Source organism: Cohnella luojiensis, from assembly GCF_004564235.1.
In the GTDB taxonomy this organism is placed as follows: Bacteria; Bacillota; Bacilli; order Paenibacillales; family Paenibacillaceae; genus Cohnella; species Cohnella luojiensis.
This window is the reverse complement of the sequence record NZ_SOMN01000044.1, coordinates 12,892-39,128: the sequence shown is the minus strand read 5'-3', so window position 1 is coordinate 39,128 and position 26,237 is coordinate 12,892. Positions and strand designations below refer to the sequence as shown.

The 26,237-nt window shown below is 41.0% G+C and carries 23 protein-coding genes; 1 reads left to right on the top strand and 22 read right to left on the bottom strand.

Annotated features, from left to right (window positions below; genetic code table 11):
* Positions 1–122 precede the first annotated feature (122 nt).
* The 14 genes from E2980_RS21610 to E2980_RS21545 all read right to left on the bottom strand — a co-directional run bounded on the left by E2980_RS21610 (position 123) and on the right by E2980_RS21545 (position 14,976).
* Positions 123–1,103, bottom strand: coding sequence for an acyltransferase family protein (locus E2980_RS21610; RefSeq protein WP_135154306.1), 981 nt, complete (start codon positions 1,101–1,103; stop codon positions 123–125).
* Between the two features lie 16 nt (positions 1,104–1,119).
* Positions 1,120–2,223 carry a glycosyltransferase gene (locus E2980_RS21605; protein ID WP_135154305.1) on the bottom strand — a complete coding sequence of 368 codons (1,104 nt, stop codon included), beginning with the start codon at positions 2,221–2,223 and terminating at the stop codon, positions 1,120–1,122.
* Positions 2,171–3,361: a glycosyltransferase family 4 protein gene (locus E2980_RS21600; RefSeq protein ID WP_135154304.1), complete on the bottom strand. Its 1,191-nt coding sequence runs from the start codon at positions 3,359–3,361 to the stop codon at positions 2,171–2,173. The genes E2980_RS21605 and E2980_RS21600 overlap by 53 nt, the downstream gene beginning before the upstream one ends.
* Positions 3,362–3,388: 27 nt before the next feature.
* Positions 3,389–4,282: a glycosyltransferase family 2 protein gene (locus E2980_RS21595; RefSeq protein WP_135154303.1), complete on the bottom strand. Its 894-nt coding sequence runs from the start codon at positions 4,280–4,282 to the stop codon at positions 3,389–3,391.
* Positions 4,279–5,658 (bottom strand): lipopolysaccharide biosynthesis protein, encoded by a 1,380-nt coding sequence (locus E2980_RS21590; RefSeq protein WP_135154302.1) that lies wholly within the window; start codon positions 5,656–5,658, stop codon positions 4,279–4,281. The genes E2980_RS21595 and E2980_RS21590 overlap by 4 nt, the downstream gene beginning before the upstream one ends.
* A gap of 18 nt (positions 5,659–5,676) precedes the next feature.
* Positions 5,677–6,975, bottom strand: coding sequence for a glycosyltransferase family 4 protein (locus E2980_RS21585; protein WP_135154301.1), 1,299 nt, complete (start codon positions 6,973–6,975; stop codon positions 5,677–5,679).
* The gene (locus E2980_RS21580) at positions 6,972–8,393 is read right to left on the bottom strand and encodes a hypothetical protein (RefSeq protein WP_135154300.1); all 1,422 of its coding nucleotides are present in this window, start codon (positions 8,391–8,393) and stop codon (positions 6,972–6,974) included. The genes E2980_RS21585 and E2980_RS21580 overlap by 4 nt, the downstream gene beginning before the upstream one ends.
* 2 nt (positions 8,394–8,395) lie before the next feature.
* Positions 8,396–9,517, bottom strand: a complete 1,122-nt coding sequence (locus E2980_RS21575; RefSeq protein ID WP_135154299.1) for a glycosyltransferase — start codon at positions 9,515–9,517, stop codon at positions 8,396–8,398.
* Positions 9,514–10,458, bottom strand: coding sequence for a glycosyltransferase family 2 protein (locus E2980_RS21570; protein ID WP_135154298.1), 945 nt, complete (start codon positions 10,456–10,458; stop codon positions 9,514–9,516). The genes E2980_RS21575 and E2980_RS21570 overlap by 4 nt, the downstream gene beginning before the upstream one ends.
* Positions 10,415–11,803, bottom strand: coding sequence for a UDP-glucose dehydrogenase family protein (locus E2980_RS21565; RefSeq protein ID WP_135154297.1), 1,389 nt, complete (start codon positions 11,801–11,803; stop codon positions 10,415–10,417). Before E2980_RS21565 ends, E2980_RS21570 begins: the two co-directional genes overlap by 44 nt.
* 26 nt (positions 11,804–11,829) lie before the next feature.
* Positions 11,830–12,522: a sugar transferase gene (locus tag E2980_RS21560; RefSeq protein ID WP_135154296.1), complete on the bottom strand. Its 693-nt coding sequence runs from the start codon at positions 12,520–12,522 to the stop codon at positions 11,830–11,832.
* Positions 12,523–12,537: 15 nt separating this feature from the next.
* A complete protein-coding gene (galU, locus tag E2980_RS21555) occupies positions 12,538–13,428 on the bottom strand; it encodes a UTP--glucose-1-phosphate uridylyltransferase GalU (RefSeq protein WP_135154295.1) in 891 nt (296 codons plus the stop codon).
* 176 nt (positions 13,429–13,604) lie between these two features.
* Complete coding sequence (locus E2980_RS21550; RefSeq protein WP_276322369.1) at positions 13,605–14,294, bottom strand: CpsD/CapB family tyrosine-protein kinase; 690 nt, start codon at positions 14,292–14,294, stop codon at positions 13,605–13,607.
* A complete protein-coding gene (locus E2980_RS21545) occupies positions 14,254–14,976 on the bottom strand; it encodes a YveK family protein (RefSeq protein ID WP_135154294.1) in 723 nt (240 codons plus the stop codon). Before E2980_RS21545 ends, E2980_RS21550 begins: the two co-directional genes overlap by 41 nt.
* Before the next feature lie 233 nt (positions 14,977–15,209).
* Here E2980_RS21545 and E2980_RS21540 point away from each other — a divergent pair, with 233 nt between their 5' ends.
* Positions 15,210–18,113, top strand: coding sequence for a glycosyl hydrolase family 28-related protein (locus E2980_RS21540; RefSeq protein WP_205700011.1), 2,904 nt, complete (start codon positions 15,210–15,212; stop codon positions 18,111–18,113).
* A gap of 21 nt (positions 18,114–18,134) precedes the next feature.
* Here the strand turns inward: E2980_RS21540 and E2980_RS21535 are convergent, their stop codons facing one another.
* From E2980_RS21535 to E2980_RS21500, 8 genes are all read right to left on the bottom strand, one after another.
* The gene (locus tag E2980_RS21535) at positions 18,135–19,094 is read right to left on the bottom strand and encodes a nucleotidyltransferase family protein (protein WP_167747214.1); all 960 of its coding nucleotides are present in this window, start codon (positions 19,092–19,094) and stop codon (positions 18,135–18,137) included.
* A 2-nt stretch (positions 19,095–19,096) separates the two neighbouring features.
* Positions 19,097–20,917, bottom strand: coding sequence for an ABC transporter ATP-binding protein (locus E2980_RS21530; protein WP_135154292.1), 1,821 nt, complete (start codon positions 20,915–20,917; stop codon positions 19,097–19,099).
* Between the two features lie 12 nt (positions 20,918–20,929).
* Positions 20,930–22,114, bottom strand: a complete 1,185-nt coding sequence (locus E2980_RS21525; protein ID WP_135154291.1) for a nucleotidyltransferase domain-containing protein — start codon at positions 22,112–22,114, stop codon at positions 20,930–20,932.
* On the bottom strand, positions 22,107–22,586 hold the full coding sequence (locus tag E2980_RS21520; protein WP_135154290.1) for a lasso peptide biosynthesis B2 protein: 480 nt from the start codon (positions 22,584–22,586) through the stop codon (positions 22,107–22,109). Before E2980_RS21520 ends, E2980_RS21525 begins: the two co-directional genes overlap by 8 nt.
* On the bottom strand, positions 22,583–22,891 hold the full coding sequence (locus E2980_RS21515; protein WP_135154289.1) for a lasso peptide biosynthesis PqqD family chaperone: 309 nt from the start codon (positions 22,889–22,891) through the stop codon (positions 22,583–22,585). The genes E2980_RS21520 and E2980_RS21515 overlap by 4 nt, the downstream gene beginning before the upstream one ends.
* A 4-nt stretch (positions 22,892–22,895) precedes the next feature.
* The gene (locus E2980_RS21510; protein WP_135154307.1) at positions 22,896–23,831 is read right to left on the bottom strand and encodes an HPr kinase/phosphorylase; all 936 of its coding nucleotides are present in this window, start codon (positions 23,829–23,831) and stop codon (positions 22,896–22,898) included.
* A gap of 88 nt (positions 23,832–23,919) precedes the next feature.
* A complete protein-coding gene (locus E2980_RS21505; protein ID WP_135154288.1) occupies positions 23,920–24,042 on the bottom strand; it encodes a paeninodin family lasso peptide in 123 nt (40 codons plus the stop codon).
* A 4-nt stretch (positions 24,043–24,046) separates the two neighbouring features.
* A complete protein-coding gene (locus E2980_RS21500; RefSeq protein ID WP_135154287.1) occupies positions 24,047–25,993 on the bottom strand; it encodes a lasso peptide isopeptide bond-forming cyclase in 1,947 nt (648 codons plus the stop codon).
* Positions 25,994–26,237: the final 244 nt, after the last annotated feature.

Genomic DNA, 26,237 nt, shown 5'->3' with positions numbered 1-26,237 from the left:
GGTTTCTCCAGACAGTGTTTATTCGCAATCTTTTACCCGTATAGCTTCTTAAAACCTACTATTTCAACCCAGAGAGGAGTTAACTTATTTTCTCTCGTTTTGTGTCTTGACAACGGGGAGCATTACACAGCATCATATAAAATATTGTAGGAACTTAGCAACACAGTCATATGATAAAGGTATAAGCTGAACGAAATCTTGCCCAGAAACATTATAGGTTTATTTGTTAATAAGTTAGCGAGTTTAACTGAATTTATTGAAACAACTATAATCGCTGCCGCTGCCAAAGTTATGCCATAATCAGCAACCTTATCATTGAATGGGATATCTAAAAAACTATATATTGCTGCTGAGTAGGTATACATAAATAATGATCCGCCAAGTAAGGTCCATTTCGTTTTTGTTGAAATCTTTTTATATACGATTGTTATATCCTTCTTATGTTTGGAAAGTAATGCACCTATGACAAAAACAGATAAGTAATGCAGCGAGTCAAAATAACTTGTATTGAATCCATTTTGATGTTGAAATCCGATGATATCATTTAGTCCTGCAATTAAGGATAAAGAAATGCATAACATTAAATTAGACAGCAAATTTAATCTACTCACTACAATCAATATGAACGGAAACACTAAAGAAATTCTCATCTCATGAATGAGAGACCATATAACGGTATTAAAATATTCCGTATGGATATTACCGACAAGATTCATGTGTTCTAGAATTGAGTTTATATTTGGGTTAACTTTCCAGAATCCATCGGGCCAGCTATTATCGAACTTAATATCTGTTGAAAAAAATGAACAAGCTGCAATAGCTACAAAAATAGATATGACATAGGGTATATAAATTCTGAATACGCGTTTTATAAGAAAAGTGAAGTATGGAATTGGCTTACCATTAAAAAATGGAAGTGATAATACAAGTCCACTAAGCACAAAGAACAGAAGAACTGCCCCACGGCCATTAATAAAAATCCTGAGCGGTGATTGCCAGAAAATTATGGGTAAAATGGGAGTCGCTAAGTAGATATGATGTAAGAATACTGAAAGTGAAGCTAATCCTCTTATTGAATCAAGCTGTGGGATTCTATTTTTCATTATGTTACCTCCTTGCTTAAGCCTTTATTTCGAGAAGAATATCTTGAATAAATTCGCTCACATTGCTTATTTGAACATCCTTATCAAACAAGGGTGGTTTTCTTGGTACGCTTTTTTTTCTTTCCTTGATACCCTGGGATGAAATATCCTCCAACAATACAACCAGAGATTCGATATAGGTATCGCTCCATGGTTTAATTCCCTGAATTCTATAAATCCATTCTCCATTCAGATCATAGGACATTGGGGTTTTACCCATAACAATTGGTAACCCAGCGGACAAGTATTCACTCAACTTCGTTGTATAACGAAAACTGCCGACCTGATCGATACTTTGTGGCAAGCTAGCCAAATCCATTGCTGCCAAATACTTAGGTACCTCTTCGCGCGGAATACGTCCCGTATATATAACGTTACTTAAATTAGCCCTATCGGTGATTTTCTCCAATCTGCCTCTACCATCTCCATCACCAACAATGAAAACAGTAATATCTTTGCGCTTTAGTTTTTGGGCTGCCATGACTAACTCATAGCCATAACAATACCCTGCTCTCCTGTTCCAATTTAAAGAGCCTACAATTCCGACAACGATGTTGTTTACCGGGATTCCAAATCTCTTCCTGATATAGCTTCTCGATCGATCTATATCCTCTTCGCAGAGCGCAGACGGTGCCCATCCGGCTGCAGTCATGGCAAATTTTGAACCATAAGTTAATGCGCGGCCCGTCAAGTAAGGAGTCCATCCGATAAAGCCCGTTGCATGTTTATAAAGTCGTCTTTCATACCAGTTAAACAGAGGTCCCAACATAGGATGCTTACTTGAAATATAAGGTCCTACTGCATCTCCACTACTTATCACATAAGGCACTTTTCTTAGGGAAAGTCCCAATAACAATGCCATCCCACCAGATAAACCAGTTCCCTCCATAACCACTAAATTAGGCCGCTCGCAGATAATATGCCGCAGTATTCCCCAAAAGCTCTTGCGCTTGTTTATCCTTTCAAAAGGATAAAAATATGGTTGCACTTTAGATAATAGGCTTTTTAGCCTATTCTCATCATCCCCGTTACTTCCCTGAGTTGCGAACGCCAAAATTTTTTGGTTTTCGTTTGTTGACATCCACCATTAACTCCTTCTCTGAACTAACCTCTTCAAACAGCTTTATATATTTTGCTGCAACGGATTCCCAACTTTGCTCTTCTGCTATTTCCCTAGCATTAATACTCAGCCATTTCCGTTGATTGTCATCAGTAGATAACAGCTTCATTGCTCTTCCTAATCCAACTAGATCCTCAGGGTGACTGATGATAAATCCAGCTTTTGATCCAACTAACTCAGAAACCCCGGACTCATATGTGGTAATGACGGGCAACCCGGAAGCTAAGGCTTCAAGAACAACCAATGTGCAAGCTTCATATCTGGAAGGAAAAACAAAAAAGTCCGCACATTTCATCAAGTTTGGAATATCATTTCTGAATCCCAAAAATTGAACACGATTTTGAAGTTCCAGTTGCTCCGCCATTTTCAAATATGGGCTTCCTTTGGTAGATCCCGCCACAACCAAATGTAGCCCTTCAACATCTACCATGGCTTTCAATATTGAATCAAGATTTTTCCTGGACGATTTAATATCACCCGCAAATAACGCAAGAGGAACATTTTCCGGAAGACTCCATTTTTGACGACTCATGCTTTTGTCTGGATAAAATTCCCGGGTATTAACGCCATTCATAATGACATGCAGATTAGTATGATTAGTGAACTCAAGAATTTCATCCTTTACTTTTTCCGAGACGGGAACTAGATGTTTGCTTCGGGAAAAGGAAATTTTTTCAAAAATAGAATTGATATAAGTAAAAAGCAGCTGATACACTCCGAATATATTTTTTCTAAGACGAAAGGGATGAGCCGATGACTTCAACCAGGAGCTATGTACAAAATGAACTGCATTGATGTCGCTTTTAACCCAAGTAATAAAACCATTAACCATTATCAAATCGTATTTCTTCTTTACGAAAAGTAAAAGAATCGTGCTTATTATTGCAAATATTTGATTTTTCAAAAGTTGGGTTGGCCATCCTTTTACCGAGACCTTGATCCATTTGATATTGGGCATCAACAGCAGATCCGGAGCAACATAACTAGCGAGTACAGCAACATTATGATCTCTTTTGAGTACTTCATTCACGATTTCATAATTGACTCTAGCTTGGCCGTCTCCCTTAAGTAATTTATGAGTAACGATACAAATATCCACTTCATTCCCCACCTAAATATTGTTTTGTTAATTAATATTAGTTTTATGAGATCGTTTCTTTTTCATATCTATCAGAATGTAATTAATAGAATTGCTAATCGTCCGAAGTGAACTAAGAAAACCTTTACTTCCTTCTACCTTAATGCCATGTAGTATTGTATGTATTAAAGCGACAATAAAAAAAGAAAGTGCTTTGAACCACTTTCTTTCCGTAAATAAGTATCGTTTGAATGTCGCATATATTCGTGAAGTGGTAATGTAAGATTTATAAAAATCACGATTAATTTCTGATGGATAGTGGTAGTTAATGGTTTCCTTCGACAACAGGATGGAATACCCTTTTTGTACAGCACGAGTAGCAATATCCACTTCCTCATAACCATAGATAAGCTGCTCATCAAATAAGATTTCCTTAAACAAAGTGATTGGAAACACTGTGCTGTTTATCACGATAGTTTTTAAAGGTTCTTCATCCTTATAGGGTCTGGATTGAAAACCTAAGAAGGTTTGATTATGTGGATAAATGATTGAGCCATTCTTGTTCTCTAGACCAGTAATGATTACTTTGTTTCCATACACTCTATCATTTCTTCGCAGCACTTCCGATATTTTGACAAAAAAATCATTCACCATTTTCACATCATCATCAATGAACAGGAGGTGCGTTCCGGTTGCCGCACGAATGGCATGATTTCTATTTGCCGACAAACCGATCTTAGGCCCCGGCAAGTAGTGTACATTCGGAAAGTTTGACTTTACTAACTGCTCTGTTCTTATATCCGTACTATCATCCGACACGATGATCTCATGAATCTTAACCTTAGATCGTTCCAATGATCGCAATGCATTGGATAGGTCATCAGGCCGATTTCTGGTACAAATACATACAGTGAAATGATAACCCAAACGGGTTGCATTCATGAAGAGCCACCTCTCACAGACAGTTTCTTTTTCAACATGAAATTGGCCCTCCTAAACACCCCAAAGCCTATGTGAAACACTTCCTTCAAGTCTAAATATCCAGGAAGCAATTCTATGAGGGAAATTCGCTGAATGCAAACGTTATACCATACGAATCGAACGAGAAAGCTCATCATAAAGCCTATACCTGTAGAAAAGGCAGCGCCAGCAATTCCCCACGCATGTATCGTAAAGGTCATGCTTCCCAATGTCGTCCCCACATAAACGACGCTAGCAATCGTATTATGCAAAGTTCTCCCTGTACTGCTTAGCGCATTCCCGAACAAATCCGATAAACCGCCGAACAAAGCGTTGGGCAGTAGAATAAGAGCGGGAACAATCGCCGGCATATAAGATTTTCCAAAGAAAAATGGTATCAGAAATGGCTCTGCTATTCCGAGCAGGATCGCACCCAACACTGTACTTAATATAGTTAGCCTATAGAAACGACATACCTTGTCATGCAAGTGTGCAAGCTCTTCCTGTACCAAATTTGGAAAGCTCGTAATCCCTATTGCTCTGGGTATAGCCCACAGAATCCCTGTCGCGCTGCTTGCTGTCTGATATAACGCAAGTGCGGAGGGGGTTAAAGAAAAGAGCAATATTTGGGATCCACCGTTACCCAACACATTAATAACTGAACCTCCGAAACCCTTAATAGAATACCATACTCCACTCCTCAAAATAGATACTTGGAAACGACCTGAAGATTTAAGGTATGAACGAGCCTGCCAAAGAAAAGGGAATACACTGGCAAATGCGATCGTGGCTGAAGTTATTAGACACAAACTGACACTTAGAGTTCCGAAAATGAAGTAAACCGTCCAAAGTGCTGTTAGAACGGTTGGAATCCCCATCCGAACAAGATTAATTAACAAGAAGCGCTGTTGCGCTGCCAGCACTCCAGATAGCATACTCGTAAGCGGTCCGCTAAACGTTGATAAAAAGAACAGATAGGCTGCTAATTTTATACTACCTTCCAAATGTCCCTTAATTGTCCATTCGGTTATTAGCATAATAACAATTACGGCAATTCCACCGGTTGCTAAAGCCCAAACCAAAAGAGTCCTAAAGAGGTCATTTCGCTCGTGTTCTAAGCTTTTCCCCCAGAGATAGACCGTAGCCATATAGATTCCAACGTCACAAATTCCCAGAATAAAACCATTCCACATCGAGATGCCTAGATAAACGCCTCTATCATCAGGTGTTAGACCCCGAGATAAAATGATTGCCGAAAGCACACCAATACCTAGAACGCCAAAGATACTTGTAAATGTTTGAATAGTTTTGGCCAACAGCGAAGAGTTGTGTATTTCGGCCTTATGACGAATTTCCATTGTATCCCCCAGGATGTATCAATTAACTGCCATATTAGGTTTGGAGATTGTTTTTTCTGGCTGTTTACTATTCTTCCGAGCATCTATAATCTCATTCAAAATAGATACTAGCTCTGAAACGATAACTTCGTTAGAAAATAGCCGTATAGCCTCTGATCGTGCTAATTCGGTGATTTCCGTCCGATTTGGTGAGCAAAGATCTTCCAAGAGAGAACGCACACTGCATTCTAACGCTTCTATATCCCCTGCTGGGAAAACCCGACAACAGATCCTGTTTACTTTTTCAGCAGCACCAACTTTATCGCTGGCAATGACAGGGAGACCACAGGCTAATGCTTCCCCCACGGTTAGACCAAATGGCTCATAATGGCTCGGTTGAATAAGTGCATCAACAGAATTGTAGAGATTGTCCATTTCCCCGCCTGAAAGTTGACCCACATAGGTTGCTACATCAGTATTCAATTGGCTTAAGAGCCCTCGATAGTCCGACCATAAAGAATGATTACCGACAATGAGAATGCGAACATTATTGGATATATCACTTAAACGGTGTGAAAGTTCAACCATCATCTCAACTCCTTTTCGGACAGCGATCCGGGAAACAAATAAAAAAGTAATACGATGATCTGCACCATATTTGGCCACACCAGGTTTTGGAGAATATCTTTCGATATCGATCGAATTGGGTACAATATACGCCGCTTTGCTCGGTTGAAGATGATAATCACTACTAACCTCTTCGGCAAAATTATGACTAAGACTGAGCACATAGTCTACTTTTCTAACATGTCGTTTCTGCACGAATGCGCGTGCCATTAATAAAAGTCGTACTAACAAACGCTTAAAAAATGGTTCCGATAATCTGGAAAGATAAGCCTCCTTTCGATGCCACTTGAGCTCCCCTGCGGCATGAACACTAGGATGAAGAACAATCGGAGGTAATTGCTTCTTATATCGTTTCAAAGCATGGAGTTCAATATGGGAAAATTGATATACCAAATCATAAGGTTTGATTTTGTGCTGGTTAACCAAGGATTTGGCAAGCTTCAATTCACAACACAAATTAGCGATTTGACCTGTAATAAATGCCAAAAAATTATTACGGCTGTACCAGCGATTCCACTGCCATGAAGAGGGCTGGCAATAAATCCTTAAATTTCTCTCACCTACTAGAACCTCTGGCAGAGCCGACTCTTTTCCTGGAAAAAAGCAATCGACTTCAACTCCCTGTCTAGATATCTCCTGTAGAATCTGCCTACCAACACCAGTAGCTCCGCCATCATTGTTCGGCATGGGGCCAATCCAAGCTATTCTCACAGGTATACCTCTTTCTTTGTAGAATTTTTATCAAGATAACCAATCATGATCCAGATGAGGCCCACGACAGAATAGTGCCCGCCGTTTAACCACTGGCCTGCTTGAGAGAAGAGTACTCCCAGTATCACTAAATGGACAATGCTGGAATTAGCTTGCTTGAAAGCAATGAAAAGAATTTTAATCATTATGATTAGATATAGAATGCCGCCCACAATACCGGTGGCGAGAAACTTATTGCTTAAATCCACTTCAGAGCTCACTGCTGATCCGCTAAATTTACCTGCTGCAATTGTGGTGCTTCCCAGCCCGTGTCCAAGCGGATTGGTGAATCCTTTTAAAAAACCGTCAATCATCAAATTATAATGACCAAGAGTTGTTGATTCCTCGCCCATCGGGTCTGTTAATCCTACGACAGAATGATAGATTAAATCATTTTCTGTGTTTAACTTTGACATGGCAAAGAACATGCCTGTCATAACCCCGCATGCAATAAGAGATACCAGTATTTTGTTAGACAGCTTTTTGGAATTTACGATGGAGATAATTACCAGAGCCAAAGTTGCAGTGACTATAGCACCACGAGCGGATTCGGTGAATAAAGCCGAATACAATAATAGTAGTCCGACTATTCCGAATATTTTGGCAACAATTCCGCTACGAAGTATATATGCCCAGGCAATAACAATGGCTATTCCTAGGTAATGTGCATATTCTGATGCGCTTGTAAATGTTGATATCGGTCTCATGACACCATACACTTTTAGAGCCGTATATCCCGATAGTTCAACCCACATATCTTCAAATGGATAATAGCCATAAAAATATTGTTTAAATCCGTAAAGTGCAACTATAACACCAATAAAAAACACGGTGGCGAAGATCATTTTAATTTTTTTCTCGTCGATATATTCCCGACCTAAAATCATATAACCAATAGGAACAATATAAAAAATAATCCCCGCAATCCCTGTAAATAAGCTCCCTTGAATGGGGTTGAATATTTGAATACAGTCGATCAGCAGCATCCAGCGAATGAGTTGAAATAACCGCGTATCATCAGCGATGATTTCTCGGTGAATAGACTTATCATAAAACCATTTGAATACCAGAATCAGAACGACAGCAGGCCCAACAATAACAAGAGGATCTAACGTATTCCAGCCTGCTACCGGAATTAACGCTCGGCGAAAAAGTCCTAAGAATGGCAAATACAGGATAAGCAGGTACAAGGCTAATGCGGGCTTCCGTATACTAAATACAATTAATATGAAAATAAATGAAGATGCAATTAAAAGTCGGGCTTTGCCTGGATCAAGAGCCGCTTTGCCTAGGAAATATCCCATTAGGATAACGAGAATAATAATACCTAAAGTTTTAATTAGTCTATTATCTTGAATCTTTCGAACGAGAATATTCAAGTTCAGGCTCCTATCCGCAATGATTCTAAAAACTCCGCCATATCATTTGACAGACGTTCTGTACTGAAAGCCTTTGCTCGGTTCAGGCCCGCACTGCATAACTCAGTGTAATACTCGGGTTCTTCGATTAACTTTAGTATTGCCATTGATAGTTCAGCAGCATCATTGGGCGGAACTAACAGTCCATTCTCGCTATGCGTCACAATCTCCAGCGGCCCCCCTGCCTTCGCAGCAATAACCGCTTTTCCTAACGCCATTCCTTCAATAATAACCATACCAAATGGCTCAATACCTACCGTGCAGTGAACAAGAATATCGACTGAATGGATCCAGCTCGATACATTAGCCTGATGCCCTGCGAAATAGATCTTGTTAGCGATTCCCAACGATAATGCTTGACTTGCCAATTCGTCCGGATAATCCGGTTCAGATCGATGATTGCCTCCAACGATTACAAAATGTATGTCAGGATGGTCTTTCGCGACTAGTGCAGCCGCTTCTACAAAGATATGTATTCCTTTCCATCTTTGAAGTCTTGCTACTATACCCACAATGCGGCTTTTAACCGGTAAACCTAGTGTCTTCCTGACCTCTTTACTTGGAGGAAGAGCAGAGGGATCATATTCTCTTAAATCAACAGCTGGATAGATGACAATTGTCCTCAACTTCGGGTTATTTCTGCTTTGCGATTCCTTCGCTGCTTGTGATGGGCATAGTACAGCTTTAGCAGGTATATACTTCAGACATTTTTCTAAGAAATCCATATCAGGAGTCCCGTGCTGGAACCAAATCGCGTCAATCCTTGCCAGCCATGCCGCAGGGCCTGCATATAGGTGTGCCTTGCTCATCCAAGACATCACAATGTCGATATTTTCTCTTTTCATCCATTGAAACAAACTAAATACTGTTGATACATATCGGCCGAATTGTCTAAGCTTTCCGGTATGATAAATGTTAACGGAGTAACCTAACTTTTCTGCCTCTTTCACCAAAGGGCCATTCTCAAAAAATACTAGCGTATATTCTATATTCGTTAATTGCTTATTTGCACGCAGAAGATGAAGCATCATCAGTTCAGCTCCACCGCGCAAATCCGCCAGCGGCATGACAATGCCGACTCTCATTGCTTCACATCCCCTATTCGTTCAGATCTTTTCCAAGCTATTATCCCCAAATAACGACCCGTTATCGTTGCATAATATCTGGCTATTATCTTTTTTTCGCCCTTTACCAACCCTCGAAATAATTGCAGAAGACCCGGTGAACTTGTTGAACCGACTAATGAAGCCCAGATCAAAAATAAAATCTTTCTTACGACAGAGAAGTGCTCCCAAACAATTAATGTTTCATTATGGATTTCATTTCTTACTGCAGCAGGGTTAAATTCATTCCGCTTATCCTCATCGAAACGTTGAGAAGGATAATGGCCGACCCCAATTATGGGATCATAAATTAATTTCCATCCCATTCTCTTAAACGTTAGGCCCACGCTTAATTCCCAATGAACCTGCGCTCCTTTACCCAGCAAGCGATGATCAAAGCCTATTTTCTTTAATGGATCGGTGCGGTAAGCACAATTAACCCCTTTCAAGAAGTCGACTTCTCTTGCCGATCCTACTCTAAGATGGTGATTACCTATTCTCCTACCGAACCACTGAATTTTCCCAACTGAAGCAACCTTACCATCCAAGATGATACCACCTTGGTGAATCCAATCACGACCACCAACTCCGCCAGCCATCTTATTCATTTCAAAAACATTCTCAATTCGTTCCAGCCACTGAGGAAAAGGTTCGGAATCATCATCTGTGATCGCGACAACTTCACCTGACACTTCACATAAACCCTTGTTCATGGCTTGAACAACACCGGGGATATCAATCTTAACGACTTTAATAACGTCTAAAGAAGTTAAACATCCTATATATTGCAAGGTTTCGGTATCATCTTCTCTAACGACTAAGATAATTTCATGCGGTTTTACAGTCTGCGAAAATATAGCTTCCAAGCATCGAGTTAAATCATTTACTCTGCAATACGTTGGAATTAATACGCTTATTCTCATTATTGCTTATGCCGACCCCTCTATATTCAATTATTCCTCTCCAAGAACTTGTATCCATTGCGTTACGACCGTCGATAAATAAAGGACGGCGCATAACTGAACTTAAATACTCAGCATCTATTTCTAAATACTCAGGCCACTCCGTGATGAGGAGAGCGCCATCCGCATCTATTAAAGCATCCGATAATTGATTCATGAAATGTACTGTCGACGGCAGTGAAGCCCTTGCCTTATCCAAAGCTACCGGGTCATGGACGTATACCTCAGCCCCCCCGGATAGCAAAGAATGGATAATGGGAATGCTCGGCGCTTCCCTTATGTCATCCGTTCCAGGCTTGAAGGTAAGCCCTAAAACGGCTATTTTCTTCCCATATAACGGCCCTAATTCCTCTCGGAGCTTCTCGATAATTATGAATTTCTGACTATTATTTACTGAAATAACCGAAGAGAGCAGCTTGAAATCATAACCGATTGTATTTGAAATAAATTGCAACGCTAGTGTATCCTTGGGAAAACAGCTTCCGCCATAGCCGATACCGGCTTGGAGAAAAGATGAACCTATTCGGGAATCTTTACCTATAACTGCTGCAACCTTCGTCACATCCGCCCCAACCAGATCACATAAATTCGCAATTTCATTAATAAAGCTGATCTTCATGGCAAGGAATGCATTAGCTGCATATTTGGCAAGTTCAGCACTCCTCGTATCCACGCTAATAATTGGTACACCTTTTAAATGCTTGGGACGAGGAGTCTGCTCAGGAGAAGCAAAGGATTGAGAAATAATAGGTGAGTATAATTCCTGTAGAACACGTATCGCTCTGTCATCTCCACCTATAACGATTCGTTCCGGGTATAAGGTATCGTTTACCACTTTGCCTTGACTCAGAAATTCCGGATTAGATGCGACAGTTACAACATGCTGTATACATGCTGCTTCAACTCGCTCTACGATGAGATCCGACGTTCCTACAGGGGCTGTGCTTTTATTAACTAATACTGTTGGCCATTTGTGGTAACTAAGATATGCGATTGTTTCATCCACCGCTGAGAACAAGTAGGTAAGATTAGACGATCCATCCGAATTGGCCGGTGTTCCCACAGCTAGAAAAATAACATTCGATTGTTCTAGTCCTTGTGTAAAGGAGGTCGTAAAGTGTAAATTCTGCTTTGCTTTGAGGAATAGTTCTTCTAATCCCGGTTCAAAAATCGGAAGTTTTCCTTGCCTTAGCGATTCGATTTTATCAACAGCGATGTCAATGCAGGTAACCTTATGACCAAGATAAGCCAATGATATCCCGGTAGCTAATCCTACATATCCGGTACCTACGACAGCAACTTTCATAAACAATCTCCTCGTATAATAGTTTTTTAATAGGTATCTTTCGGGAAAAGAATGACTCGGAATGTTTTTAATATTAATTTGATATCAAAAAATAAATTCCGGCGCTGGATATAATATAAATCGAGTTCAACCATGTCCTTAAAGTGAAGTTCATTTCTACCGCTTACTTGCCACAGACCCGTGCAGCCAGGGGTTACAACTAATCTTTGGCTATCATATAAACTATATTGTTCAACTTCCCTTGGTAAGGATGGTCGAGGACCAACCAAGCTCATATCGCCCTTCAATACATTCCACAACTGAGGAAATTCATCGATACTTGTTTTTCGAATAAACTTTCCCAGTCTCGTTACTCTGGGATCGTCTTTAATCTTAAACATCGCTCCTTTGACCTCATTTTTCTCTGCTAGCTCAGGTAGCAATTCCTCAGCATTGGGAACCATTGAGCGAATTTTATATATATTAAAAGGCTTCCCATTTTTTCCGACTCGAACTTGCTTGAAGAAAATCGTCCCCTTCGTATCTTCCAATTTGATTAATATCGCAATTACAATAAATACAGGTAAATAAAGAAGGATACCCCCAGCAGAAATGAGGATATCCACTATTCTTTTTACTATTATATACATTCTTTGATCTGAGGTTTTATGTAATATTAACTTATTAGTGTTATAGAGGCTTGACTCTATAACCTCCAAATCATTGGTATAATGAGGCATTTGTCTCTACTCCTTCTAACCAATTACTTCCTGAACTTGTTCTTTTAATAGTATCTCTTCCATAACCTTTAATAGAGGAATACGAAATTCATCATTCCTTAATGCATAGTCTAGGGTTGTGAGAATAAAACCCAGCTTATCCCCTACATCGTAACGAATTCCTTGAAAATGGTACGCAAAAACGTTCTGGATCTGATTGAGTCGTTGTATGGCATCGGTCAGCTGGATTTCCCCACCAGCTCCGAGCTCTTGTTGTTCAAGAAAATGAAAGATTCCAGGAGTTAAGATATACCGCCCCATAATAGCCAAATTGGATGGTGCATTACCTGATGAAGGTTTCTCTACAAAGTTCTTCACCTGATATAATCTTCCTTCTCTAGCCATTGGATCGATGATTCCGTACCGATGTGTTTCGTTATCGGCAACAGGCTGAACACCAATTACGGACGAGCCCGTTAGTTCATACTGTTTCATTAGTTGTTTTAAGCAAGGCTCTTGCGACTCAACAATATCATCACCCAACAAGACAGCGAAAGGTTCATTCCCGATAAACCTCCTTGCGCACCAAACCGCATGGCCCAATCCTTTCGGTTCCTTCTGCCGAATATAGTGAATTTCAACCTTCGAGGATCTCCTTACTTCCTCTAACAGCTCCAGCTTACCTTTTTCCATTAAATTGTTCTCCAGCTCAAATGCATGGTCGAAATGGTCCTCGATCGCTCGCTTTCCCTTACCCGTCACAATAATAATGTCTTCAATACCTGACTTGATGGCTTCTTCTACGATGTATTGAATCGTTGGCTTATCTATAATCGGAAGCATTTCTTTTGGCATCGCTTTGGTAGCGGGAAGAAATCTCGTCCCCAACCCAGCCGCTGGAATGATCGCTTTTCGTACCTTATTCATCTCGTACCCTCCTTGGATCTTAAACCATAAATGGTTAGGGCATTTAACCCCTCCTCACGCTACACCCTTGACGATCCACGTCTAAGGCATTACAGCCCACAACATAGCCGAGTGCCTACGAGGATAAAGGTTAGTAGACATTACCTAAAAACTATATTGGTGTTTTAGCAATGGCATTATCGATGATATATAGCCATCCCTTTTTTATTCATTTTGTTCATGACAATTCCAAGCAAATTAGCCTTCACACTCGATAACTCGTCTTTAACCCTTTTTGCAACCGTCCTTTTTACCATCCCGTGTTCAAGTACAAGCAGTACTCCGCTTGATTTGGCTGCTAGCATTTTTGCTTCTATAAATCCCAGAATGGGGGGCGTATCAATGATGACAACATCATAATCTGACTTGATTTCATCCAAGAGAGTATCTATTCGCTGCGAGTTAAGCAATTCTGAAGGGTTTGGCGGTATTGGCCCCGAGGTAATGATAAACAAGTTGGGTATATCCGTATTTTGTATTGCTTCGCTTACCGTGCTTTGGTTGGCAAGAAAATTAGTTAGTCCGCAGCTATTATCACCCTCAAACATCAAATGAACCCCTGGTTTCCGCAAATCCGCATCGATTAGCAATACTTTCTTTCCAGCCTGCGCATAGGCAATCGCTAAGTTTAGAGTGGTTGCCGTTTTGCCCTCCCCCCGCATGGATGAGGTAACTACTATCGTTTTCATTTCGCGGTCGACTGCCAAAAACTCGATGTTAATTCTTAATGTTCTATAGGACTCAGATCTTATTGAAGTTGGTTTTGACAATATGGTGATCTTGGATTTACCGGCTGAGAGCAGTGTAGGATGACTCAACGACTTCACCTATCTTTTTTCGAGATTTATTGTTATTTGTGCCACGTTGGTGTCGTTTCTCTTTTGTTTTAACAACCATCGCCAATGTAGAACATTCAAAAACCTGTTGAATGTCACTTTCCGATTTTAAGGTGTCATCCAAAAATTCCAACAAAAATGCAATCCCGATACCAAACAGCAATGAAACTACAAAACTGATGACTGCTGTTTGATTGCTCTTGGGATTGAGCGGCAAGGGGAATCTTTCAGTCTCATCTGCCATATTTAAGACTTTGATGTTATCTGCTGCTATCAGCTTAGGAATTTCGGATTGAAAAACATCCGAAACAGCATTGACTATTCTCGCTGCTCGTTCGTAAGAATAATCGCGGATAAAGATCGACATGACTTGCGTTCCGCTTAAAGCGTTAATTTGCACATCGTTGATAAGTTTCTTGGAACTGATCTGCAAATCAGGATAACCTTGAACGACCTTATCCATAATTGCCGGAGTTTTAATGATTTCCTTATAGGTACTGATTAATTGATCCTGGCTTTGCGACTTGCTGACAATTAACTTAGTTGTAGCTCCATAAACCGGCCTATATTGATCATCGCTATACCAAGCCGTAACTATAGTGGAAATTACAACAATCAGAACGATCAGCCATAAACGCTTAAGTATGATTCTGAAATACTCTATGTACTCCATTAGTACCCCCCAATGATTTCATTAGTCACATTTGATACGCTTCGTATCACCAATATTACGATACACATTGTAACATGTCAACTGGTTTTTTTTGAAATTTTCATGTGTATGATCCATTTTGTATCTAGTTTCTATAATAAATGAGCTATCCATCCAATCTTCTTGTACAAATTAGACATATAATATTAAGAACAAGATGATGTACGGTATACCCACAAGAAGGGGGAAAGAACATGGCTGAAGATACGGTAAGTTTGGAAATGGCTTTGACCAACCTGCTTAATTCAGTTATATCGAGCGGACAAGCGTTGGAAGAAGTTATTGGTGCCATTGGCGCAAGCACTGGTGGTGGTGTTAAAAGCGTGGTTGATTACGGTGCTGTTGGCGATGGAGTGGCTAATGATACTGAGGCAATAACAAACGCAATGGCTGGCGGAGAATTTACTATCCGGTTTCCTAAAGGCCGATACAATATTACAGCAAATACAACGTTCCCTGGGGATAAGACGGTTATGTTTGATCGGGGAGCCTTTCTTCACATCTCAATGGGCGTAATAATTACGATGAACTCCGACATAAAAGCAGACCCTTTTCCCATTTTTGCCGGAGAAGGATCTGTTGTGAGTGGAGTTCATCATATCAGATCCATTTATCCTCAATGGTTTGGTGCTTCCAACGAAGGAAGTGAAACAATGGGGCTTGTATCCTCAAAGGCATCTATTACATCTGGTTCCAATATTTTAACGATTCCATCAGCTGATAAGAACCGATATTGGGATGGTCAAACGGTAATGGTCATGCATGCGGGGAGTACTATTACTTCCACATTCCCCAACCCTGCACCTCAACCAACGCTATCGATCATTGGTACTGCTGGATCAACCTCATATAGTTATCGTATCGCAATCCTTGATAAATATGGGGGCATTACAACTGCAAGTGCGATTACAACAATAGCCAATGCACCTGATGTTTTGAGTTTTAAAGACGGGAATAAGATTAGAATCACAATGCCTAGCGGCATTGCACGTCATGGATTTGCCATTTATGGCGAAGAGACCAACCCAGCAAATTCACGCGGAGTCCTTGGACTTATCCGAGATGTAACTGGTTTTTGGGAAGATGGCGGTCACGGGTCCATAGCGGTTTCTACTCCTCCTTGGATACCAATAACTGCACCTTTAGCCAAATTGAATAATACTTTATTAACGACCATTGTTTCTGGCGGTGGAACAACAACCCTTACCCTGAAAGATAATGCTGGGGCTACACTAAGTGGTAACGCGGTTGTCATGATGGATAATACAAGTTCTTTTAATAAAGCGTATAATTTTCTTGAAACTTGTGGCGGCGGCGAGATAGAAGTTACACAAGGCGTTTATCATTTTAGACTAGACCCGGCGACAGCAAGATCAGTGTATTTTACTTCTAATGTTAAGACGAAAGGAAAAAACAAACCTGTATTTTTAATGCATGTGAACCCGTGCAATGATAATATGTATCACTTTGTATCTAAGGGGGACACTGCCTCCAACTGGTCATTCGAAGAAATCATTTTCGATGGTGGTAATCGAACCTATACAACTGAATTTGCACAAATTATGATTAATCTAGGGGGAACTGCCGGGCATTCGCACTTCCTGATAAAGGATTGCGAATTTAGATACTCCAGAGGTAAATTTATAAGCACTTATGCCGGAAATTGTACAGACTATCGCTTTACAGGGAATTATTTTCATCATGGGTGTTCCAATGCATTAGGAATTGGGGGACATCGTTATCGTGTAGATAATAATATATTCTCAGATATCTTTCTAGGATATGGCGGGACAAAAGTAGGGGGCGCAGAAGCAATCATTATGCGCAGTTTAAGTTTTGGTAATACGGATGTCACATCCTATGGGGACATCAGCTATAACACAATAAATAATTACGGAACAATCAACTTCGGCGGAGCGAACTTTGGTTATAAGTACATTAATATTTCCTATAACAAAATTCTGGGATACGACAATGCTATTGGGTTAGGCGGCAAAATGGAAAGTGTTAATGTCATAGGTAATCAGATTAAGATTCAAAATTTAGGTTATTTGAATGGTAATGCAATAAAACTTGAACTAACTGCCGTGGGGCAATCCTGCACTGACGTAAATATTAGCGACAATGCAATATCTATATTTTCAGATCCAACAACTGGATTTGGTTCTGGTGGCATTAGTTTCTCAGTAGAACCAAATAACTCAGACATTGTCAAAAGAATTAGAATAACAAATAACTCTATTAATCAGTATGGAAATGTAACTCAGTGGCCAGTTGAAATCCGATTTTGTAAGGAGCTCACTTTTTCTGGAAACACAATAACATCGGATAACCCAGGAAAGGATACTGCACTGGAAGTAACTACAAACAGTACAGATCATCGATGGATAATAACAGACAATATCGCATTAAATAAAGTAATCAAGACTCCTAGTGGCTCCATTATTGCGGGAAATCAGGTGGGACTGATTCGGGTCGGTGATCGAAGTTTAGTTACAGGTAATAAGGTATCTGGCGTTTCTGTTGCCGGGGGAAATACTTGGGGAGCGGTTATTTTTATCGGCGGTTCAGATAATGTTGTATCTGATAATAAAGTGGATATGAAAAATCACTTTAATTCTTCAGCAACGGCAATCATAGAAGGGAACGGCGCGAGAAACAACATGATTGTAGGTAATCAAATAACAAATTCAACAACTAGTAGACCACTCTTGCATAACTTTGAATCAACTATTGTCCATAATATGGGTGTACCAAATGGAGGCAGGAGGGAATTCGAAAGCTCTTCTCTACCCACTAAAGGAGTGTTTACTGTGGGTGATCGTATAATTAACATCACTCCTGTTGCTGGTGGGTCAATTGGATGGGTATGTACTATAGCTGGAAATGCCGCAGAATTAAATTGGGTAGCAAACACGGCTTATTCTATGAATAAACTCGTTTACTCAGGTGTAAGAGTATACAAATCTACCACTACAGGGATTTCGGGGGCGATAGCTCCTAACCATGCATCGGGCATGGCAACGGATGGAACTATTACTTGGGAATTTGTAGGAACTTCGGTTGTCTTTAAGCCATTTGGAGCGATTGGCATCTAAAGCCCCCATTCGGGGGCTTTTTCAATACGACTTCCTAATAGACTTCAAGGTATATTTCCACGAATCGAAAATAAGATGCTTAAAATGCATCTTGTACATATAATACTGTCGATCTCTAATACCTAGCTTGGCATTTCTTATAGACTCATAATTCCAGTAGCAGTTGATGTAAGGAATATCCAGCGGCTTCACCTTATGAAGCTCAGGAAACTGCTGATAAACAATGGAGAGCACCGTTTTTATTCTTCTTAATGTTTTGTCGCAGCCCGCTCGCCGGAATAAGGAGTCATAGTCTATTTCTTCAGCACATTCATATAACATTTGTCTAATATCCAAGAGATATCTCAGGGAGTCCATTTGATGCCTGGCACTATGTAAACAAATAAAGTAAAAGGTATACTGTGTTGATAATTGCTTAACATAATCATAGTGTTTTAATTTTTCTGAAGACTCCCAGAAAGGATGCGGAGTTAGATCAGACCAGTATTGTTTATCTAGAGTCCAATGTAATTCGACAGAGAGCTCGTTTCTATATAGACGGGCATGATGGTCCTTTACAATCTCGAATGTATATCCCAGCGCCTTTACACACTCAATGCTTTCCCTTAGCTTGTTCAACGGAATAAGTATATCGATGTCCCCTGCGACTCGCGCGCCCAGATGACCAAAATAACGAACCGCAAAATGAATCCCTTTTAGAGGGATTGCGTTGATTGCCCATTCTTCGAAAGCCTTTAACAGTATCGCTTCTTGATACCTCATATAGAAGTTATGGTTAAGACCACGTGTGTAATCTTCTTTTAATTTCTGCTGAAAGAAGGTGGGAACATCCTCCAACCGCTCCTGCTTAATTAATAAATGATAAACCTGGGAGGAGATCATAAATAGTTCAATATCCTGTAAAATCCGATGATAATAATCATCATCATCTCGAGGGAGCTCGGGTTCAGGATGATATAGTGACTGCAGAAAGGGTATCATCATTATTCCTCCCCTGAGGCATGAGGCCAAACGATGGCCTGGTGCTCCAGCAGATGGTTTAGCATGCTTTTTTTCTCATTGGCAAGCTGGCTGAATATCCCCTTCTGAACGATTCTGCCTTGATCGATCACTATCACTTGATCCGCATTCCGTATCGTCGACAAACGATGGGCTATGACGATAATGGTCATTTTCCCCTTTAATTGCTCCAGAGCTTCTTGAATCTTCGATTCATTTTCCGTATCTAATGCACTAGTTGCTTCATCCAATACAAGAATCGATGGATTGCGCAAGATCGCCCGGGCAAGCACCAACCTTTGTCGTTCTCCTCCTGATAATCGGATACCCCGATCTCCAATAAATGTATCCAGCCCTTGAGGCAGCCTTCGAATAAAATCTGCAGACACGGAAAACTCCAGCGCCTCCCAAATTTCTTTCTCACTTGCATGAGGTTTCACCATCAATAGGTTTTCCCTTATGGTTTCATTAAATAGGAAAGGATCCTGTGGAACATAGCTGATGGAACGCCTTAAAGATAATAAACGATCACTTGTCAGTGGGATTCCGTCTATGATGACTTGTCCTTGCTCCGGCATTACAAGTCCCATTAAGATATCAATCAAGGTGCTCTTCCCGGCACCGGATCTTCCTACGATTGCTGTCATTCGATTTGAGGGAATATGCAAATTAATGTCTTGAAGAGCATATTGAGACTCCTGCCGATTATAACGGAAATACACATTTCTACATTCAAGACTCTTTTCGATAGTTATCATCTTTACATTCTGCCCCTGTTGTTCAGCTATTGAGAACTCCGTGGCTTCCTTGCAATCCTCTTGCAGTTTAATAATGTTATTAAATGAAGGAATGGACGAGGCAATGTTCTCCAGACTCGACTGAAATCCGGTAAATCTCGGCCACAATCGGGAGAAGATGATAATAACGAGCAACAATTGCTCCACCTTAGCTTCAAACATTTGAATCGACAAAAATATGAAAGCTGCGACTAACAATGCAGAAGCCACTTGGTAATAGAATTGTGAGGTTGCTTTTAATTTAAAATACTCCCCATGTTCTTGTTGCATCTTCATATTCATATGATGCAGCCATGATAGTCGGGATCGTTCTAACATATTGATCTTAATATCTTTAATCCCATTTAACTGATCCGTGATCCCCCCCATATATTGTTTAGACAACTCTAACGTTAGATTTCCCAGACTTTTCGATCTCTGAATAAATTTCCTTGATAGAAAAGCAAGTGCAAAGCCACATACGATGACGAATAATGTAAGTTCTGGGGATAACCAGAAAGCTAGACCAATTTGAATGAGCGTAAAAATAATTGATGCTAATAGCTGCAATGACACACTTACTCCACCGCTGACTCTCCCGATCTCTGCTGTTAAGGAATTGATGAAATCGGATTTCCGTCTCATAATAAAAAAATCCCATTTTGATTGCAGTAAAGCACGATACGTTTCCGATCTCAGATGGTACACAAAGCCTTGGTGTATCTTCACATTCTGAATGCCAATACTCCGTTTCAAGAGCCCTTGGCCGATAACCAATAGGACAAAGCTGACCAATATGATTGGCAATATCCACTGTTTAGGTACCGATTGCAAAGCTCCGATCATTCCTGAAAGAGGAGTAGCTTCCTTATTCACACCGGCTATACCGCTCATACTGATCATCGGTACCAATAACAAGATGCCAATCCCTTCAAGGAGACTAACCATTACCGTGCCAAAGAGATTCACATATAATTTCATTCCAGTAAAGCTATGTAACCGCTTCGCAAAGTATAGAATAGGTTCCATATTTGAAGCCCCCTAGGTTAAAACATGTCTCGCTTTTCTCCAAACCCAGAGTATTGGACGTAAAGGGAGGTATAAGAAATGTATATATTTGGGTAAAGATAGAGTCTGAGCATCAATGGGGTAGGGGTAACAGAAATTCAGGAAGAAAATCAGCTTTTGCCGTTTGGATTTTATTGCATATAAATAGGATTTCAGATAACGTGCAATATTTTCCGGAGGATTATAATGTAAATCAACTGCCTCTTTCATAAAGATAAGCGCGAATCGTGCTAAATACCCGGCACGACTGCGATTAGCTATGATTTCCATATCTTTACTTAATGGAGTATCTAGCAGCTTGGATGCCAAATTCAGTGCTTGCCCGCCGATCATAGTCAATTGATATTCTTTCTTCATGACGAGGGTTAAGCTTTTCCAATCTGTCTGCCGTCTCATGAGGATATCGATATCCGCCAACCAACGCAGTCTAAACCAACCATGACGTGCGCCATGGGAAACGAGATAACAGAACAAGTCATCTTCGCCTAAACTGTACACGGGATAACTTGTAAGACCATTTATCTTTTTCCGCTCCCATAATTCGTCAAAGCTTGGTTCCTTGGATGGACCGGGATTTAATCTCCAGTGAAGCTCAAGATAAATCCTCTTGTGCGGATGGAAATAGGTAATATGGTGCTGCCTCCATTTCCAACCATTTAATGCAGAGAGTACGATATCATCAGTTATGTAGCCTTGCTCCAGGAGTAACTTATTCACTTGATCCAGCTCATTGATGTTAACTAGGATGTCCAAGTCCTTGGATGTTCTGAGGGAAATGTCTCCATATAGATCAACGGCGAGTGTAGGCCCTTTTAGAAGAAGAGAACGAATCTGATGTTCAGCCAATAGCTTACAAATACATTCCACCTCGCCGCTTAGATGAAGCATTTGGAATATATTTTTGTGATAATCATGATATAAAGCTTTAGAGACATTGGCAGGGATCCATGACGGGCTTACTTTCTTCAATCGGTCGTAAATAATTGCAGACATCCGATGATGTCTGACCAACTGAATAAATTGGTCCCAGTCTATATCTATTGATAGCTCGCGCTGATTGCTGAGCGACATTTCATCTTGTTCATGCTTCATAAAAGCAAGCAGCAATTTCAATTCCTTAGGAAAAGAACCCCATCCAATTAGAAGCTGGTTATTCATCATAAGATCCCTCTTGTCCGGAGCTGTTGAACCGTTTTGCAAATTTTCCAACGACTGTGAACTTTCTCATCTCTTCCGCCCCTGTTAAATAATAGGTACCGCTGCGCAGCCAAGCATGTGCAATCATTTCCCCATTCACATCTTTGGCGGTTCCCAAATAAAGCGTACTATCAATAAGTCTTCTATCCAGCATCTTCATCGCAGCAATTGCCCTCACGAGACACTTACTGTCCCAGAGGGTATGTCTACTCATCATATGAAGTGCTATTGAGAGCTTTTTCAAGATTGGTTCCTGTTGGTTAGAAATGTGAGGAGTCTCCTTCATCGAAGAGCCCAATGAAGGAGCAATCTTAGCAAAAGGCAGCCATACAAGAAAACGTGCCCACGCTAAGTACAGAAACGTCTCCATCATCAACAACAGCATTCCCATGTCTAATGAAAAGAACTTACGGATGTACTTCAACGCATTCATTGCCGCATTCCTTCTTCTTCGATATATATAAGCTGTTCTTCCAACAATTGCTCCAAGAAGGAAAGAACATGATCCTCGCACTTACTCTGCTCGACATTGTATTCAGCCATCAGAATCGGGACGAGATTACGAATGGATATCGGAGCACTAATACCATCCCATATTCTTCCGCCCACTTCGCCAAGGTTATAATACTTCCCTCTGCTGATATTAAGCATCACCTTTTCTCCGTCCATATCGCTTACGATATTTCCTTCTGCTTGAACGACAACATGATTCACTGTGAGTTTTTGATTTGTAATCATAAGATTATCCTTCCTTATCTAATGTAGTTAAAATTAATGAAACCAAGTCCGGAGCTGTAAATCCAGATATTGGACGCTGCAAACGGAAGACTTCGAGTTTATTAGTCATCTTCGCGGTCATGCCCAGATGCCATTCCATTAGTCCCAAGCGGGAGATATAGGAGTTGCGATAAGTATGCTGATAAAGAATAGACAATCTCTCCAGGTTCCGGATCTTCTGAATCTGAATCGAATCCTTGTCTGATTTAATCAGTTCGAACACTCCGGCAAGAGGCAACGGTTCAGGATAAAACAAGGCGGGTACAGGAACCGTAAATTTGTTTTCCCTTTGGAAGATCGGACGATAAAGTGTTCTCTCCATTCCAAGGCCGTCCAAGCTTTCCTGCCACAGCTTTTGTTGAGGATATGAAGGCGTAACCCATGGAGCTTGATCCGGCGAAAGGGATACCGCAATGACGTCATCGCTTACAAGGGGGGACCCTCTTTGTAAGAAGGCGGAAGCAAGCGTTGACTTGCCTGCGCCGGAATCGCCAATGAATGCATATGCTTTACCATCGATCGCCACCGCGCTGCCATGCAAAGGAAGCACCCTTCTCTGAAAAAGCAATGCGCCCATGCAGGAGCCTAGAATATAAAGCCGAATCCGATCCTCATCGGCTCCCTTCATCGGAGATACGATGATGGACTTTCCATTCAGGATGCAGTATGTCGCCGTATCGGCGATCTGGAACATGACCCGATTTTCTATCACGAACGTCTTACGATTTGGTAGCGCTAGACGGCTCCACTCCTCGGATAAATCCGCTATAGTAATCACAATATCCGCGGGCTCTTTTCCATCACCAATATCCTGTAATTCCGGCAATTCAGGTAGTGTCATTTCACTCGCCACCCGAAACCCGAATGCTTTATAAAGGTGGCTGTATACCGTTTGGATCATCATTCTTCATTCTCACTCCACCGTATCGACTGTAAGGAAAGGGCCCTTATACAGAACACGTATCAGGGCCCCATGGGAAAACTAAGTATTAGCTGTGATGTTGGTCCTTTTCATCTGGATCAAACGAGTCAGGGATTGTTAAACCGACACCTGCAAACGTCATTTTTACATCAAGTACTTCCAGCGATGGTTGTTTCCATTCTTTGTTCATGTTTTCACCTCCCTTCAAGATTTTTAATGAATCTGTAAACGATAAGCCCTCGCATTAACATCGTAAATTCCCCATCGTATACCAATTTAGGATCCGGAGTACCCCGCATCTTGGATATAGCAGCCTGAAGGAAAGGGATGTTAAGAAGCTTTTTCATTCGAGTGTCCACGCACAATTGATCAATCTCATCTGTAAATGACACCCAATCGCGAGCCATTCGATGTATCGAATCGGAGCCTTGAATTCCTCGTAACTTGTAATTCAAGCGGACATTATCGGGTAGAAGACCTGCTGTTGATCTCCTTATTAATGCCCGGTCCATACCATCTTGAACGAACTGTCCCGCCGGCACCGATAAACAAAATCGAACCACCCGCAAATCATTCGTAGGATCACGGTACCAAACGGCATGACGCAAAGATAATTTGGTGCCACTGATTCCGCTTGTGGTCCAGTTCATGAATCGCTCATATTGCTCTATTCTTAACTCGTTAAGATTTGGATTAATCTTAGAGAGCCCGGTTCTCTCGATACCGTGTCTTTGCAGCATAGCGTAAATCTCCGTCTGCTTAGCAAACTCCGGGTTTATAAGCTCGAGTGCAGAAGAGCCTTCTTGAGCTTGGATTGCATTACTCCAAGGAAAAGCCCTTCTTCTCACCTCCGATAGTAAACGCCTTCTTCCAATCCCTTTATTTTTACTGTATAGATTAAGCTCATGATAAAGACGAAACAGGTTTAACCGCTTAAGAAGGGTAGCGTAATATTCCATCGCAGGCCCCCATGAAATCGAATGGTTGCCCCTCCCTCCGTTCAATAGAACACCTACCCCTTGTTGGCTTGCCTTCTCATAAATTCCGCTCAGCCAGAATGAGTTCTCGATAAATTTATATGGCATCTCCATCGTATCCAGCCACTCATCAACTTCGGATAAGGGGCTCTTCCCATGGAAATCGAGATAATGATCTTTAATATTACCAACATGCTGAACTGTAGATTGGATGAAAGGCCTTTCGTCAGCCATCCTGTTCTTCGGAGTCCAATCAATAAAATCTTCCTCCGGGATGTAGCTATATGTATATAACTTTTTATTTTCCTGCTGCAAGGCTTTGGCTGCAAAGCTGACGACTGAACCAGAATCAAGTCCTCCGCTTAGATAAGACCCTACCTGACGGTGAGTACGCAGCCGAGACGTTACTGCTCTTTGGAATACATCGCGTAACGCTTCTTCATATTCCCCGTTGGACTTTAGCTTCAGAGGCGATATAACAGCAAAGGTGCAATACCTTGAGAACTTAACTTTTCCTTCTGTAATAGTAATAGTATGAGAAGGCGGCACTTGCCTAATATTCTGGTAAACGGTCGAAGTGGCTTCAACCGTTTCGATCCTCCCGGGATTCGCCAAATACTCAGCAAGCCACTGATCATTCAGTTGATTGTTGATATACGGTAACGTTAGCAACGGCTGCATCGTCGTACAGAAGGCAAAACGCTCGAAGGTATCATAGTAATAGAGCGTTCTGCTACCTGAGAAGTCTCTTGCGCCAAAGAGCAACCGCTTTCTCTCGTCCCAGATCATAAAGGCAAAATCACCTATAATGAATTTTGGAGTTTCTTCCCCCCACTTATAGTATGCATGCAGAATCAACTCGCTGTCCGTCATGGTTTTCCTATATGGATACTCCACCTGCAATCTTTCGAATAACTCTTCCCGATTATCTATTATCACATCAGCTGTGATGGCTAACTGTCTAAGCTCATCATAGTATGGCAATTGTTCACCGATGGATTCAGATGTAATCCATTGCGCATGACAGCCAAGGAATATAGGGTCCTTTTTCCAGAAATGAGCATCATCGGCTTGATGTTGCTCTAGAGCTTTCATTAAAATCATCCCATCCTCTAGCGGGACAGGTTCATGATTGAAATTACAGATGCCGTAAATTGCACTCATTTTTCTCCCCCAAGCTGGTCATGCCATCGATGCTTCCATGTATCATTGTATTTTCAAATGATACTAAATGTATCATTTGTTAATACTCTATTATAGGATCGAGTGTGTGTCAACTAGTTTTTATAACAATATAGTGGGCTGACAGCTCGAAAGACTTGAATTTTTTTGGTACAGTTCGTAGCAAAAAAAGATGTGTATCGGATTAGAGGATAGCGATTCCTATCTAGTGTATAAAGACGGCAAA